Here is a 14,175-nt window from a genome sequence, read left to right as displayed (position 1 = left end):
CTGCTCTCAACAGGTGGCGTTCCCAGATGACTTACCCTGCCTTCAAAGCTGCTCTCGCGCATGTTGCTCCCGTATTTCTTGATAAAGACCGGACGGTCGAAAAAGCCTGCTCGCTGATTCGCGAGGCGGCGCGCAACGGAGCGCAGATCATTGTCTTCCCAGAGACTTACATCCCGGCGTTTCCGGTCTGGTGCGCACTGCAGGCCCCCATTCATAACCACGATCTGTTCTGCGAACTGGCGGCGAATACGATTCAAGTGGACGGACCGGAACTGGCGACGATTGCTGAGGTCGCCCGGGAGTGCGGGATCTTCGTCTCGATGGGCTTCAACGAAGGAACGCACGTCAGTGGCGGCTGCATCTGGAATTCCAACGTGCTGATCAGCGATGAAGGGACGGTTCTCAATCATCACCGTAAAATCGTACCCACGTTTTATGAGAAGCTGGTCTGGGCACCCGGTGATGGGGCCGGCCTGGTGGTCAATCCGACACGACTGGGGCAGGTGGGGATGCTGATCTGTGGCGAGAATACGAATCCCCTGGCACGGTTTACGCTGCTTGCGCAGGGAGAGCAGGTGCATCTCTCGACCTATCCGCCGGTCTGGCCCTCGCATGATCCGGCGGTACACGAGAACTATGATCTGAAGAACGCGATTCTGATTCGCGCAGGAGCCCACGCCTTTGAAGGAAAACTGTTCAACCTGGTGGCTGCGGGCTACCTGGATCGTGCAGCACGCGATCAACTGGCCAGCCGGGATAAAGAGGCGGGCCGCATTCTGGATGCGAGTCCGCGCGGGATTTCGGTTGCCATCGGTCCCAGCGGTACACCCATCAGTGAGATTCAACAGGCAGACGAAGGGCTGCTCTACGCGGACGTCGATCTGGCGTTGTGCGTTGAGCCCAAACAGTTGCATGACCTGGTGGGCGGTTACAACCGGTTTGATATCTTCCAGCTGACCGTCGATCGCAGAGCGCAACGGCCCGTGCGCTTCCACGACAATGGGGACGCTCCCGATGCAGACGCGGATACGTTGACGTTCCATTCATGAAGTCAATCACGTCAACAGAAAGTGCCTCTGAACTCGATGAGGAATCCAGAGGCACGCTGTGAATTATCTGAAGCAGCTGCAAGCGTTACTTGCTGACCGTTTCGATTTTGCCGTTCCCTTTGGATGCATCCGTTGAGTAGACGTGAATGTCCTGCTGCGGGAAGGGGATCGAGATGCCGGCCTGGTCGAAGCGGCGTTTGACTTCGCGAGTGACCGCGGTTTTCACGGCCCACCAGTCGGTGGTTTTGGCCCAGGGGCGACAGACGATGTTGACCGACGAATCGGCCAGGGCATGCGTGACCACGACGGCTTCGGGTTCGCGGAGAACGAGTTCCTGGTCTGCCAGTACGTCGCGGATGATCTGCTCGGCCTGTTCGAAGTCATCACTGTACCCGATACAGAATTCAAGATCGACGCGGCGGACCTTGTTGGCGGTGATGTTGGTGATCACGCCGTTCCAGATCGAGTTATTCGGCACGTGAATGGTCTGGTTGTCAAAGGTGCGGAAGTTGGTGGAAACGAGGTTCATCTGTTTGACGGTTCCGGTGACACCGCCTGCGGTGACGACATCGCCGACATCAAAGGGACGGTTAATCAGAATCATCAGACCGCTGGCAAAGTTACTCAAGGTTCCCTGCAGAGCAAGACCTACAACCAGACCAGTGGCCCCGATGGCTGCGAGGACCGGGGTCATATCGACTTCGAGTGCTGTCAGGGCGACTGCAAAACCGACGAGATAAATCACATTGCGAATCGTACCGCTGATCAGGTTTTCGGCGAGTTGCGTTAAACGGACCTTCCGTTCGAGCAGCCAGCTGATGACGGTTGAACCGACGCGGGCTACGACCCAGGTCAGGAACAGGATCAGCAGGAATTTCCCGAGGTTCCAGCCCATCCGCTGGCCCCCTTCTTTCGAGATGAACCAGCCTTTGATGCCCGACCAGGCCGCGCTGGCATCCGAGGTATCGAGTTCGAGACCGGAGACGGCGGCGATGTATTTACGATAGGTTTCCACGTCTCCCCCCTTGGCGGCCAGTGAAGTGAGGACCACTTCCAGCCGATCACTCAGCGCGGTGCGTTCGTCCTGCAACCGGTTGATGTTCTGCAGGAATGCCGCCTTCATCGCTTCGGCGGATTGAGTGGTAGTAGCATTGTCAGGCGTGGTTGTGGTGTCTGCTGTTGTTGCTGATTTTTCTTCCGTGGATGCGGTTGTTCCCTCTTCCGCTTTGGCGGGATCGGGCTTGGCTGCATCGACGGCGACATCCACGCCCAAAGTTTCCTGAGCTTTTTTCGTCAGTTCCTCTTCGGTCTGCCGGGCCTTTTCGTCGGCCATGTGCTGAACCGTTTCTGCTTTTTTCAGCGAATCGAGGGCCTGCTGATCATCGTTCGTGGCGATGGCTTCGTTGGTTTTCTTGACCCCCAGCCGGGCCGCTGCAATCTGGCGGGCCTTGTTGCGCAGCAGTTCAAACCAGGCATTGGCTTCGACCTGCAACTCGTCTTTGGTCAGGGGACGCACCATGATGCGCAGTTGATCGATGGGTACCAGGGGATCGATTGTGGTGACCGGCTTTAACTCTTTTACCGATGACGGGGGTTCTGCCTGTTTTGCTTCCGTTTTCTCTTTGGTTTCCTGGGCCTGGATCTGTGCCCCCGATATAAATACAAAACAGAATAACACGATAAACAGTAACAGCTTTGGCAATCTCACAATCAACTCCGAGGGTTGGAATAAAAAATCTGGTCGCGGGCCCGACTCTCCTGCGGGCACTCTAATGAATTCTGAGCGTCTTTGAGAGTGATTCTGATGAATTTTTCCAGAACACGGTGAATCCACTATCCCATCTTACGTTATATTTGTGCAGCCGTAAAATTTTTTGTCTCAAATCAACGGATTCCCATTTTTGAAAGTGACCTGCGCTCATGACGACGAATTACGACCCGATTGCTGAGCAGTATAAACGGTCCAAGCAGATGCCGTGGCGGACATTTGTGGAATGTTACACGTTGATGGAGCTGGCGGGGAATCCCAGCGGTCTGTCTGTACTGGACATTGCCTGTGGTGAAGGTTTTTATACGCGAATGATTCGTCAGCGCGGTGCGGCCCGGGTGACCGGTGTGGATCTTTCGCAGGGCATGATCGCTCTGGCACAACAGCAGGAAGACGCGCATCAGCAGGGGATCGCTTATATTGTGGGCGATGCACGTGAGCTGCCGGTTCAGGAAGAATACGACCTGGCGATCGCCGCTTATCTGTTGAATTACGCACGTACGCGCGAGGAACTGCAGTCAATGTGTGACGGCATTGCACGGGCGCTCAAGCCGGGGGGACGCTTCGTAACCGTCAACAGCAGCCCGGCGTTTCACTTTCCGGCGTCTCCCTCGTTTCGTCAGTTCGGCTTCGAAACCAAAGCGGTGGGCGACTGGCAGGAAGGGACGCCGATCACCTGGACGTTCCACCTGGAAGACGGCCCCTTCGACATTGAAAACTATTACCTGAGCGTCGCCACCCACGAAGATGCGTTCCGCCAGGCCGGCTTCAGCGAAGTCCGCTGGCATCCGCCTCAACTCTCGCCGGAGGGCTTGCAGGATCAGACCGACGACTTCTGGTCGCCGCTGCTGGAGAATTCACCGATCGCGTTTATTGAATGCGTGAAGTGAGATTCAGAGGTGGCATCGATTTCAAAATCGCCTAGACTAATGAAATGCCTGATTCACCTGCTGACATTTATGTCCGTGATGCGAGAAACGATGATGCTGAGAGAGTCGCGGTTATCTGCGAAGCCGCTTTTGCGCCATTGCGTTCCATCTATCGACCGAAGGAGGAAACGATTGCCCGACAGGCTGAACGCGCTCAAACGGGAACGCGACTGGTAGCTGAAATCGCGGGCACTCTTGTCGGAACCGTTCAATATGATCTGCACACTCGGCATCTGCACGTAATTGGCCTGGCCGTGCATCCCGATTATCAACGTCGCGGTGTGGCCCGTTGTCTGTTGGACGAAATCGATCAGCGGGCAGTACTGCTTGGGCAACCAGTGGTCGTACTGGATACCATTAAAGAAACAGGAAACGTCCCTCTCTTCGAAAAACTGGGATTCAGAGCTACCCGGGAAGAGGTGGCGACCTGGTGTGTCAGCGAGACCTGGCCTGTGCTGCACGAGGTAAAAATGGAACGTGTTTTATTACCAGACAGGTAACGGAGCGTGTTCGGACAGACGCAAGGAGAAACGATGTTACCACGATTCAAACAAGCGAGTATGTGCGTGCTGATTGTCATCGGCGTCAGTCTGCTGCAGGGCGCAGAGGAACCTGTGTCTGGCAAAAGCGATTGGACGGTGCAACCTCAAGGGAAATATGAATTCCTGCAAACGCCCCTGACAGAAGAGAAGGAAGCTGCCATTCGCCAGTCGCTACCGTTTCGGCGGATCAAGTTACAGCGATTCGGCTCGCCTGATGTTCTCAACGGCGGTCGAGCTGTCAACGAGTACGTCGAATTTCATGTTGATGGGAAAGCGCTGCTGCACGCGATTTCCGGCTCGAAGAAAGACGGCGTCTATACAGGAACAATTGACCTGAGAAACTATGCCCGGCTCTGCCTGTTGTATGAAACGCTGCTTCAGGAAGCGGGAACACCGGAGAAGTTCGGACTCGAAATCCCGTCTTCCCATCCCGTCATCTCTGAGCTGACACTGATGTTCAATGGAACGAAGCCGAACAGAGTCCATCGCAACGATGCCAACTTCGGCGACTTCAAGTTCTGGGTGTTTGAGAACGTGTTCGAGAATATCGAATCCGGGGTGAAGTGGGAGCAGGTGGAGGAATGACAACGGAATGATAAGTTTCTTCATTCTATAACGAATAGCATTTCCTGGCAGCAATTATGATCTACGGCAGATAAATTACCGGCGGCTAGCCTTGCCGCTCAGTTTTTTACTTCACTTCAAACAGCTCAATTAATAACAGTTCTTATGTAACTAAAACGCGAAAATTCGACAGGGGTAAAAAACTGTGGTCAAATTTTCTTAGCTGTTTGACTATACTGAGAGCATTGAATTTCATCTTTAACGCTCAACCGAGAGGAGAAATCATATGTCCGCCCATCAGATTACCCGTCGCGAAGCACTGCAGACGACTGCTGCCCTGGGAGCCGGCCTCTGGCTGGGAACGTCGACGCAACCGACGCGGGCCGCCGCGAATGAGAAGCTGAATGTCGCGGTGATTGGCGTCGGGGGACGGGGAGCAGCGAACCTGAGCGGCGTCGGCAAGACCGAGAACATTGTCGCGCTGTGTGATGTCGATGACAAGCGGGCGGGCAAAGCCTTTGAACGATATCCCAAAGCGAAAAAGTACGCCGACTACCGGCGGATGCTGGACGACATGGAAAACCAGATCGACGCCGTCGTTGTCAGCACGCCCGACCATACGCACTTTCATCCTTCGATGATCGCGATGACGATGGGCAAGCATCTCTACTGTGAAAAGCCGATGGCGCACTCGGTGTGGGAAGTCCGCGAGATGACGAAACTGGCGGCGAAGAACAAACTGGCGACACAGTTGGGGATGCAACGGCATGCGTTGTCGAACATGCACCGGGCCGTGGAACTGATCAAGTCGGGATCGATTGGTGATGTGAGCGAAGTTTACAGCTGGATCAGTTCCAGTCGCGGGATGCCTCCCGAACCGGTCAAGGAAGTTCCGCCGCCAAAAACTCTCGACTGGGATCTATGGATCGGTCCGGGGAAGTTTCGTCCGTACGCGGTCAATTCCAAGGGAGAGGGCGTGCTGGCACCTTACAACTGGCGGTTCTGGTGGGATTACGGCACCGGGGAGACCGGCAACTGGGGCTGCCACATTCTGGACATTCCGTTCTGGGCCCTCGATCTGAAATACCCGACGCACGTGGATGCCTCGGGACCGAAACGGGATGCTGAGCGGACGCCGACCGAAATGCTGACCAGTTTCGACTTCCCGGCCAACGACAATCGAGGGCCGATCAAGCTGCACTGGTCGCAGGAACGGGGCGGCCCGGCGATTCTCAAAGAGAAGGGGCTCAATCTGAAAGGGGCCAACACGCTGTTCATCGGCTCCAAGGGGATGCTGCTGACCGGCTTTGGTTCGCTGAAACTCTTCCCCGAAAATTCGTTCGCGAACTTCCAGGCACCGGAACAGTTCATCCCCGACTCACCCGGGTTCTATAAAGAATGGACCGAAGCCTGTAAGGGGGGCGAACCGGCCACCTGCAACTTTGATTATTCAGGACCGCTGTCCGAAACCGTGCTGCTGGGGAACACCGCCTACCGCGCGGGCGGCGGCTTCGACTGGGATGCTGACACACTCACGGCCACAGGCAATGAGAGTGCGAAACCACTTCTGCATTCCGAATTCCGCAAGGGGTGGGAAGAGTTTACGAGTTAGACTGATCATAATGCCAAGCAGTATATTTGCTGGAATTGTCGTAAACTGTAAGATCAAGATCGTATTGACGATGGTGGGGAGCGGCTACTGTGTGCAACGCCTGCTGAATAATGGGAATGGGACGGGGAATAATCCCCGTCCCAAGTCCTATTTAACTGAAGATTGGAAATCTAAAAGGCAGTCCGTCTTTTCGTCGGATGATCTTTCCTGATCTCCAGTGTTTAATGGTGTACGTGGTCACCCACCGTACACGCTTACGGCCTTTACGACCTTTCTTCTTCATGGCATTGTCTCCAAATTGCCAGAAAATGAACTAGAAATGCTGGAGAAATGCCGATATGATGGATCGACAAGTCTCCATCGCACGATGGACTCAACAGGTGTGACCAGTGGAACCTCGCCAAAGGATCTGGTCACACCTTTTTTTTTCTCGGGCCGTTGAGTAGGCCCGCGATGTCTGTCATTGCTGCACTCCTTTCTGCAATAAACATGAAAAACATCAAGCTCGGTCGGCAGATAGGCTATCCAGAGGATTTGCTATTTCATATGTTGCTTCTTCAGCATTATGGAGCAATTCCCCTTGTTTTTTGAGATTTGAAAGTGTTGCGGAGACAGATGAACGTATCTCCCTTGAGGCCTTGCCAGTGTCGTAGACTTGTTCTACAAGTCGGGCAACTTCGCTAAGACCGAGTGGCTTGGGCGATTCTCTCAATACCATCCTTACTGCGTCAGCCAATGCCGTTGGCTTGGCTGTTTCTTTCTCATCCTTGTCAGCAGGCTTAAGCATGATAACTCTTCTCAGTGATGGTTCGCTAACCGCACTGCTGCTGGACGCATTAAGGATCTCATCCTTCGTATAGCCAAACGATTCAGCCAATTTAGTCAACGCATTGATCCGCCCCTTGTACTGATCGTTAATCTCTTGTGCCAAGCCGATTAGATGCGATTTGACGGGTTCTAATTCTGTCATTTTTGATGTCCTGGAATTGACAATGCTCAGATAGTTTTGTAGGGTGCGTAAAGAAAGCGTTCTGGACATGTTGCCAGTTCAATTTCCCTTGACCGCTGCTCTTTCCGCAAGAAACGTGACAGCGGTTTTTTTACGTACAGTCAGCTTTAATTCTAACGGGTGTGCGCCAGGGCCACAAGACGGCTTGTACGACAATCTTGTACTTTTCCAAAATCCTTGTATCAGACGCATTGCTGATATTGTATCTAGTCGGCTTTGTACAAGATTGCAGAAGGCAGACCAGAAGCAATCAGCTTGAGGGTCGGCTTACGAAGAAAAATAAATTTGAAGTCAGTTGCTCACGCGAACCACTTTACCAGGAACTGAAAAAACTACGGCTGATGCCGTGCGGAGAAGCCGTGATGTGTGAAGTCCAGAGCAATTCAGACAGTACAATCCCCTCGAATGGGGAAGCGGAACTGAAACATCCTGAACTGAATTTTGTCGCGCTGTTTCTGCAAATGGCATTGTTCTGGATGATCTTCTGGTTGACAGGACTGGCTCTGCTGGGATCACGTTCGTGGAATGGGACCTTGCAGGCATTGCTGGTATTGTTGGTCTGGACTCTGGTAGTCCACGTTCAAGCCCGGCTGACCGAGGGCTTCGGAATCCAGGAGCTTTACAAGCGGTGGAAGAAGAGAGAATATCAGAATCGGAACCTGACATTCATCGACGCCAGCCTGATTTTCATTTACATCGCAGGTATGGACGCTTACATCATTTACCTGGCGATTCTGGATTAACGCGTGGGTCGAAATTTCCGGCCGATAGAACCCTTCTGCCAGATCGTCATGTTTTCTACGCGATCAGGCTGGTGGCTCAGCATTCAGCGCGAGGGCTCTGGTCTGTGCTGTCTGATCAGACCTCTCTCCAGCCCGATGAAATTTTCCGGCACTTCATTTTTTATAAATCGAGTGATGCGAAGAGGTGTTTTCAATCTGTTGTTTTTTCATGACAACGGATTTGAATGATCTTGCCTGCTGGCATAGTGGTTGCACATTTTTCAAAACCATGCGGGCAACGCTGTGACTGTGCTGTTTTATCGTGAGTCACACTCGATTCTGCATGACTGTCGCTGATGGGTGACAGGATGTCGCAGTCATTCAGCCTGCCCGCTTCTGTGTTGAAGAAATCCTGCCGGCAGTGTCAGGCACTGCCAAGCATATCGGCGTAATCGTCGATCTCTGCTCTGACCTCAAATGCCAACCACAAGGGAGAGATGATGCTAATTCGAGGGATGCGATGTTTGATGTTACTCGGTCTGGGGCTGTTGCTGCTGCAGCCGGATCCGGGTGGGTTGTCTTCGGCAGCGGCCCAGGAGACCCCGAGCGAAGGGTTGGGTTACAGCCCTTACTATCCGGCCAATCAACCTGACGACAGTGATCTGTCTGTGAATTTCAACGAAGAGAATCAAGAGGGTGACCGGGAAATGCCAAACGATTCACGACGACAGAATGCACGTAGGGGAACGAACAATCCGCCGGATTATGTGAATCGGCCTGCGGAGCATCGACGCAGAGACGACAATCCCGACGACCAGTGGTTTGATGATGACTGGTGGTACGATGGCTCAGAAGAGAATCCGCCACGTGAGTCACCACGGCGAGACGATCCCCGTGGAGAGCGCCCCGATAGAGATCATCCGCGCGGCGAGCATCCCCGGAGAGGACGTCCTCCCCGCAGAGGTAACCCCCACAGAGACAATCCCCGCGAAGACTCTGCCTGGTTCGACGAAGACTGGTGGCACGATGATTCCACTTGGTTTGATGAAAACTGGTGGCAGGATCAACAGGAAGAATATGACTACCAGCTGGGACGCGAAGATGCAGACGAGTATCGCTACTACGATAACTACTACGGCGATAACGATCTGCCACAACACTGGTGGGAGATGGACAATAACGGGCGATACATGCCCGAACAATTACAGGGATTGAATCAGCGCTACGAAGGTGAACCCGCTGATCGCCCTGAGAACAATATCTATACCGACTGGTGGGAAGATCATGGAGCCGGCTACGGATACCAGTATGGGCACTCCAATCTGGCCAACCAGTACTATACCGCTGATGACTGGTGGGACTGAGTCCCACTCAAACAACCTCATGAATTTTCAATCTGGAACAACGTTAAACAAAGGAGTTTTATAATGGTTTTGAATAAGCAGATGTTGCTGACTTCTGCATTCAGTCTGGCTGTTGCCATGCCGCTGTCTGTGATGGCTGATGACAACGAGTCTTCTTCTGAGAGAGATCAGACTGGTTCGTCCGCGCAGTCCCGGAGCGATCGGGATACGGACTATTCCGAAAAGAAACAGGACAAACACCAGGCAAAACATCAAGGGAAGAAGAAACAGCACTCGCAGGATCATACGCGGAACATGAGTCGCTACAAGCTGGACATGGACGGCTGGGTACATGTCGGCGTCGACTATGACCGTGATGGTTTTTATGACGCTGTCGAAACGATCTTTCTGTACGACCTGGAAAAAGCGCAGAATGAGAGCCGCAAACGATCTGACGATATGAAACAGCAGGCGCAGCGTGATATGCAGCGTCGCGGTAATCGTCGTCAGGTGCAGTTGAGTGGTGAAATTCAGAAGCTGCAGACCAAACGCATCATGTCGTCTGAGCAGAAGCAGGTACTGGCTAAGATTCAGACGCAGGAAGGCCAGACACAGCGTGTCTTCCTTGGTCCCCAGGAACAGGTCAGCCAGTTGAACCTCGACAAAGGGGATAACATTCAGATCAAAGGCGTGAAAGGTCGCGTGAATAATCAGTCTGCGATTTTGGCACAGTTCGTGTCGTTTAATGGTCAGTCAATCCAGAATGAGCTGCCCCGTCAGCAGAAGCTGAGAAAGTTTAAAGGGGATATCGTCAGTACGCGGAAGACCAGCTTCCAGGGTCGCGATGGAAAATTTGTTGTCGCAAAACTGGAAACACCGCAAGAGAAAATGGTCCAGGTCAATCTGGGACCTGCTGACAGCTTTGAGGATGTCGACCTGTCAGAAGGGACGTCCATCAAGTTACTGGCCCGTCGTGGTACCATCAATGGTCAGGACGCGCTGATCGCACAACTGATCCGCGTTGATGGCCAGAGCATTGACGTTCGGGAACCTACCGAACGTTCGCTCCGTAAAACCAAGCAGAAATCGCGGAGTGACAGCGAGAACACGACAGCGCAGAATGATCAACAGCCCCGCATCCGCTAGGCCTTGATCTGACAGTTCATCAGCGAACGGAAACGATGGCTCTCTTCGTGGGGGTCATCGTTTTTTTTACGCAGATAACAAAGTCAACTCAGTTCGAGGGAATCGGCACGACTTTGAGTTTGACTTCGGAGTCGTCGACGATGCTGAGAACATCGCGGCAGTATTCGTGGCAGTTGATGCAGGTATTCAGCGAATGCATGTAAGCATAGCTGGCACCGTCGAGATTTTTTTCTTCTGCCATCTTGGCGAGCTTCTGGGCCTGCTTGCGGAGTTCCAGGCGATGATGGGCATAGACGGCATCATCGTGGGACGCCCAGTCGGTGGCGATGCAGATCTGGTTGAGGGTGTTGGCCCCGCTGTGGATCTCTTTGAAGTTTTTCGTCACCAGGCCATTGGTAATTTTCTGACAGCTGGCGAGCTTGGCCAGCATCAGCGCGGCCTGCTGATCGCCCGGCTCTGCGGCTGATTTACGGAGCTCGTCTGAGGCGAATACGCCGCCCGCGATTAACAGAATTCCGGTGGCCAACAGTAACCAGCGTTGCGTGATGCTCATTTCAGATCCTCGAGTGCCTGAGACAGGTTTCTGCCTGCTTTGCGTAATCCGTACAATCGGTCTGATTCCTACTATCGGCTCTGGAGGTCCGGTTTCTGAACCCGATCAGGGGAAAAGGAGCGAGAATGGGGGCGGGATGTAGTTTTTACAAGGGTGGGTCGCTGCTGTCTGGTGATTGGCGAGTGGTAAGTGATCTTCACCGCTAATCGAAACGGCGGCCAGGTAGCGTTTCTTAATTCGGATGATATATACCAAAGACGTTTCAACCGGGGCTAACGCCCTGCGGCTAATTTTCTTTTCTGCTGTTGAAGTCCTGAAACAAGAGCAACAGCATACCCTCGGCCAGGGTGGATACTCACATAGCTAACGCTGTCGACCGCAGGATCACGTAAAAACTATTTAATAAATGCGACCGAGCGCCTTGCAGCTCAGTTTGAGTTACGTGAAGGCCTACATCTGCTCTTTGATGCCTTTGCGGATGAGCCACCAGTTGATGGGGAAGGCGGTGATGAAGCCGGCGAGCATGGCGATCTGCATCATAAACCAGAAGACGGGGCTGGTCTTGTCCATCGCCGTATTTTCCAGGCCGAAGATGCCGAACAGGCAGATGGCCATCCAGCCGTACATGCCGATCTGCCAGCAGCTGAGTGAGAAGAAGTCGACCTTGAAGGCAGTGACCAGTCCTTCTTTAAATGCCAGCCCCCGCATGGGGACGATGCTGAAATACTGAAAGGCAACGCCGATGAGCAGGGCGAAGATGTAATCGATGGTCCAGGTGAAGAAGACGAGTGAAGCGCCGGTCAACGTGAGTACGGCCGGAACCAGAATGTGCAGGCCGCCTTCTACGATGATATCACCCAGTGTGCAGCCGCTGCCGCAATGCGTTACTCCCAGGACCACGCTCTGCCAGAACGGCTTTTTCTGTATGGACGACATATCGTGTGAGTTCATAGAGGACTGCATTTCGTTGTGCTGTTCCCCGTGCATACTGTGTGCGGCGTGTCCGTCGTGCCCGCTCTGTACGTGCTGGGAATGATTGCCGTGCTGCATCTGGTCGTGGCTGTCCTGTCGTCCGAACCAGTAATAGAACACCAGTGCCAGCGGTCCCGCATAAAGGGCGGTGAGCGGCCAGACGAAGTTCATGATCGTCATGTGCTGCGGATGCCGGATGATGTCGACGATGAGCCAGAGAAAGCAGAGGAGTGCCAGTAATAATGAAAGCGCTGCAATCTGAGCGAGCATTTTGATTATTCCCTGATTTGAGTATCTTCGAGTCAGCCTCCCCACAGCAGGGAGCCAGATCAGTCTGGCGGGTGCTCCTGTTTTTAATCAGGCAGATCATGTGCCATTGTGTGCATCTTTTTCCATGAAGCCAGTTCTTTTTTGAAAAACTAATGACAGACTCATCTATTCGTGAATGATTCATGAAGTACGTTCGCTCCGGCTATGTCCTTTCGAGAGGGACCACAGATTGCTGAGCGACCAGTGTGGTTGATCAGAGGCTGTCTGGCTTCCGTTTCAGCGAGTGTCTGTTAGACTGGTAGAGAGACTCCGGGCCGCCGGATTTCGCTTGAAACTTGATCACAGGAATACATCATGCATCCAAGATTTCTGAAACATATCGTCTCGTCCTGCCTGACCCTGGCGCTGCTGCTCTCACTGTCTGCTTCGGCTGTAGCTGCGGACAAATACGAATTGAAGGTGGTCACCGATCGCCCTGATGCGATCTATAAGGCCGGTGAGACGGCGAAGTTTCTGATTTCGCTGACTAAGAATGGCAAGCCGGTCTCAGGTGAGAAGCTGAGCTTTACCGTGGATAATTTCATCGGCGGGGCTTCCGGTTTCCCTCAAGGGAGCAAGACACTGGGTGAAGAACCGACCGAGGTAGAAGTCACATCGGACAAGCCGGGATTTCTGCGGTGCGTGGTCAAAGCAGGTGCGCCGGTGAATCAGACTAAAATCGCGGGAGCAGGGTTCTCGCCGGAAAAGATCGAACTCAGCAAGCCGGCCCCGGGAGACTTCGACCAGTTCTGGACCAATCAGATCGCGAAACTCGAAGAGGTTCCCATGGATCCGAAACTGACGCCGGTCAAGCAGAAGGACGCCAAGGTTGAAGCATTCGACGTGCAGGTGAACTGCCTGGGTGGTGCTCCGGTTTCCGGTTATTTCGGGAAGCCGAAGGATGCGAAAGCGAAGAGCCTGCCGGCGATTCTGTGGGTGCACGGGGCCGGGGTGCGGAGTTCATCGCTGACGAATGCCGTCAAAGGAGCGAACAACGGAATGCTGTCGATGGACATCAACGCACACGGCCTGCCGAACGGAAAGCCGGCTCAATATTACAAAGATTTGGCGGCCGGCAAACTGAAAGATTATCGACAGGCGGGTCGCGAGAGCCGTGATACGGTTTACTTCCGCGGGATGTTTTTGCGTCTGGTGCGGGCGATTGATTTTCTGACTGCGCAACCCGAGTGGGACGGGAAGACCGTGATTGTGATCGGCCACAGCCAGGGAGGCGGCCAGGCACTGGCAGCCGGTGGTCTGGATAACCGGGTGACGTTCATCGCCACGGGGGTTCCCGCGATCTGCGATCATTCAGGACGTGCTGCCGGCCGGATTAACGGCTGGCCCAAGCTGGTCGAAACCGGCGCGGACGGCAAACCCGATCCCACCCAGTTGGAAGCAGCAGCGTATGTCGACGCAGTCAACTTCGCCACGCGGGCGAAGGCGGATGCGATTATGAGTGTGGGTTTTATCGACAGCGTCTGTCCGCCATCAAGCTGTTACGCGGCTTATAACCAGCTGAGCGGCAAGAAGCAGATCATCAACAAACCCCTGATGGGCCACGCAGCCCCGGCGGATGTTCACAAGGCATTTTTTGATGCGGTGCTGGAACATGTGGAGGAGCAGGCGAAGAAGTAAGGGGATTTTTCCTGTTGAT

13 protein-coding genes are annotated in these 14,175 nt (G+C 53.7%); 9 read left to right on the top strand and 4 right to left on the bottom strand.

Annotation, left to right across the window (positions count from 1 at the left end; translation table 11 throughout):
- Positions 1–26 precede the first annotated feature (26 nt).
- Positions 27–1,049 carry a carbon-nitrogen hydrolase family protein gene (locus FYZ48_RS21300; protein ID WP_149344114.1) on the top strand — a complete coding sequence of 341 codons (1,023 nt, stop codon included), beginning with the start codon at positions 27–29 and terminating at the stop codon, positions 1,047–1,049.
- Positions 1,050–1,134: 85 nt separating this feature from the next.
- On the opposite strand, the gene FYZ48_RS21295 is transcribed toward FYZ48_RS21300, so the two are convergent.
- Positions 1,135–2,757, bottom strand: coding sequence for a mechanosensitive ion channel family protein (locus FYZ48_RS21295; protein WP_198422253.1), 1,623 nt, complete (start codon positions 2,755–2,757; stop codon positions 1,135–1,137).
- Positions 2,758–2,969: 212 nt separating this feature from the next.
- Between FYZ48_RS21295 and FYZ48_RS21290 the strand changes: the two genes are divergently transcribed.
- The 4 genes from FYZ48_RS21290 (at position 2,970) to FYZ48_RS21275 (ending at position 6,464) form a co-directional block, all read left to right on the top strand.
- Positions 2,970–3,707: a class I SAM-dependent methyltransferase gene (locus tag FYZ48_RS21290; RefSeq protein WP_149344112.1), complete on the top strand. Its 738-nt coding sequence runs from the start codon at positions 2,970–2,972 to the stop codon at positions 3,705–3,707.
- A gap of 44 nt (positions 3,708–3,751) precedes the next feature.
- A complete protein-coding gene (locus tag FYZ48_RS21285) occupies positions 3,752–4,246 on the top strand; it encodes a GNAT family N-acetyltransferase (protein ID WP_149344110.1) in 495 nt (164 codons plus the stop codon).
- A gap of 33 nt (positions 4,247–4,279) precedes the next feature.
- A complete protein-coding gene (locus FYZ48_RS21280) occupies positions 4,280–4,873 on the top strand; it encodes a hypothetical protein (RefSeq protein ID WP_149344108.1) in 594 nt (197 codons plus the stop codon).
- A 265-nt stretch (positions 4,874–5,138) separates the two neighbouring features.
- A complete protein-coding gene (locus tag FYZ48_RS21275; RefSeq protein ID WP_149344106.1) occupies positions 5,139–6,464 on the top strand; it encodes a Gfo/Idh/MocA family protein in 1,326 nt (441 codons plus the stop codon).
- A gap of 499 nt (positions 6,465–6,963) precedes the next feature.
- Here the strand turns inward: FYZ48_RS21275 and FYZ48_RS21270 are convergent, their stop codons facing one another.
- Complete coding sequence (locus FYZ48_RS21270; protein ID WP_149344104.1) at positions 6,964–7,434, bottom strand: hypothetical protein; 471 nt, start codon at positions 7,432–7,434, stop codon at positions 6,964–6,966.
- Positions 7,435–7,814: 380 nt separating this feature from the next.
- On the opposite strand from FYZ48_RS21270, the gene FYZ48_RS21265 reads away from it, so the two are divergent.
- The 3 genes from FYZ48_RS21265 (at position 7,815) to FYZ48_RS21255 (ending at position 10,684) form a co-directional block, all read left to right on the top strand.
- Positions 7,815–8,216 (top strand): hypothetical protein, encoded by a 402-nt coding sequence (locus tag FYZ48_RS21265; protein ID WP_149344102.1) that lies wholly within the window; start codon positions 7,815–7,817, stop codon positions 8,214–8,216.
- Positions 8,217–8,722: 506 nt separating this feature from the next.
- Positions 8,723–9,559 carry a hypothetical protein gene (locus FYZ48_RS21260; protein ID WP_149344100.1) on the top strand — a complete coding sequence of 279 codons (837 nt, stop codon included), beginning with the start codon at positions 8,723–8,725 and terminating at the stop codon, positions 9,557–9,559.
- 63 nt (positions 9,560–9,622) lie between these two features.
- Complete coding sequence (locus FYZ48_RS21255) at positions 9,623–10,684, top strand: hypothetical protein (RefSeq protein ID WP_149344098.1); 1,062 nt, start codon at positions 9,623–9,625, stop codon at positions 10,682–10,684.
- A gap of 88 nt (positions 10,685–10,772) precedes the next feature.
- On the opposite strand, the gene FYZ48_RS21250 is transcribed toward FYZ48_RS21255, so the two are convergent.
- Together FYZ48_RS21250 and FYZ48_RS21245 are read right to left on the bottom strand one after the other, a co-directional pair.
- Positions 10,773–11,237 (bottom strand): hypothetical protein, encoded by a 465-nt coding sequence (locus tag FYZ48_RS21250; protein WP_242022729.1) that lies wholly within the window; start codon positions 11,235–11,237, stop codon positions 10,773–10,775.
- Between the two features lie 450 nt (positions 11,238–11,687).
- Complete coding sequence (locus FYZ48_RS21245; protein WP_149344096.1) at positions 11,688–12,479, bottom strand: DUF4396 domain-containing protein; 792 nt, start codon at positions 12,477–12,479, stop codon at positions 11,688–11,690.
- A 354-nt stretch (positions 12,480–12,833) separates the two neighbouring features.
- On the opposite strand from FYZ48_RS21245, the gene FYZ48_RS21240 reads away from it, so the two are divergent.
- Positions 12,834–14,156, top strand: a complete 1,323-nt coding sequence (locus FYZ48_RS21240; protein ID WP_149344094.1) for an acetylxylan esterase — start codon at positions 12,834–12,836, stop codon at positions 14,154–14,156.
- The last annotated feature ends 19 nt before the right edge of the window (positions 14,157–14,175 follow it).

The sequence above is a fragment of the Gimesia chilikensis genome (genome assembly GCF_008329715.1).
Classification (GTDB): domain Bacteria; phylum Planctomycetota; class Planctomycetia; order Planctomycetales; family Planctomycetaceae; genus Gimesia; species Gimesia chilikensis.
Note: the sequence above shows the minus strand (reverse complement) of the source record. Positions and strands in the feature narration are given on the sequence as shown.

Coding starts and splice junctions, on each gene's coding strand:
- FYZ48_RS21270 (WP_149344104.1), bottom strand. CDS start 7,434: ATGACAGAATTAGAACCCGTCAAATCGCATCTAATCGGCTTGGCACAA.
- FYZ48_RS21280 (WP_149344108.1), top strand. CDS start 4,280: ATGTTACCACGATTCAAACAAGCGAGTATGTGCGTGCTGATTGTCATC.
- FYZ48_RS21255 (WP_149344098.1), top strand. CDS start 9,623: ATGGTTTTGAATAAGCAGATGTTGCTGACTTCTGCATTCAGTCTGGCT.
- FYZ48_RS21260 (WP_149344100.1), top strand. CDS start 8,723: ATGTTACTCGGTCTGGGGCTGTTGCTGCTGCAGCCGGATCCGGGTGGG.
- FYZ48_RS21245 (WP_149344096.1), bottom strand. CDS start 12,479: ATGCTCGCTCAGATTGCAGCGCTTTCATTATTACTGGCACTCCTCTGC.
- FYZ48_RS21275 (WP_149344106.1), top strand. CDS start 5,139: ATGTCCGCCCATCAGATTACCCGTCGCGAAGCACTGCAGACGACTGCT.
- FYZ48_RS21265 (WP_149344102.1), top strand. CDS start 7,815: ATGCCGTGCGGAGAAGCCGTGATGTGTGAAGTCCAGAGCAATTCAGAC.
- FYZ48_RS21240 (WP_149344094.1), top strand. CDS start 12,834: ATGCATCCAAGATTTCTGAAACATATCGTCTCGTCCTGCCTGACCCTG.
- FYZ48_RS21290 (WP_149344112.1), top strand. CDS start 2,970: ATGACGACGAATTACGACCCGATTGCTGAGCAGTATAAACGGTCCAAG.
- FYZ48_RS21300 (WP_149344114.1), top strand. CDS start 27: ATGACTTACCCTGCCTTCAAAGCTGCTCTCGCGCATGTTGCTCCCGTA.
- FYZ48_RS21285 (WP_149344110.1), top strand. CDS start 3,752: ATGCCTGATTCACCTGCTGACATTTATGTCCGTGATGCGAGAAACGAT.
- FYZ48_RS21250 (WP_242022729.1), bottom strand. CDS start 11,237: ATGAGCATCACGCAACGCTGGTTACTGTTGGCCACCGGAATTCTGTTA.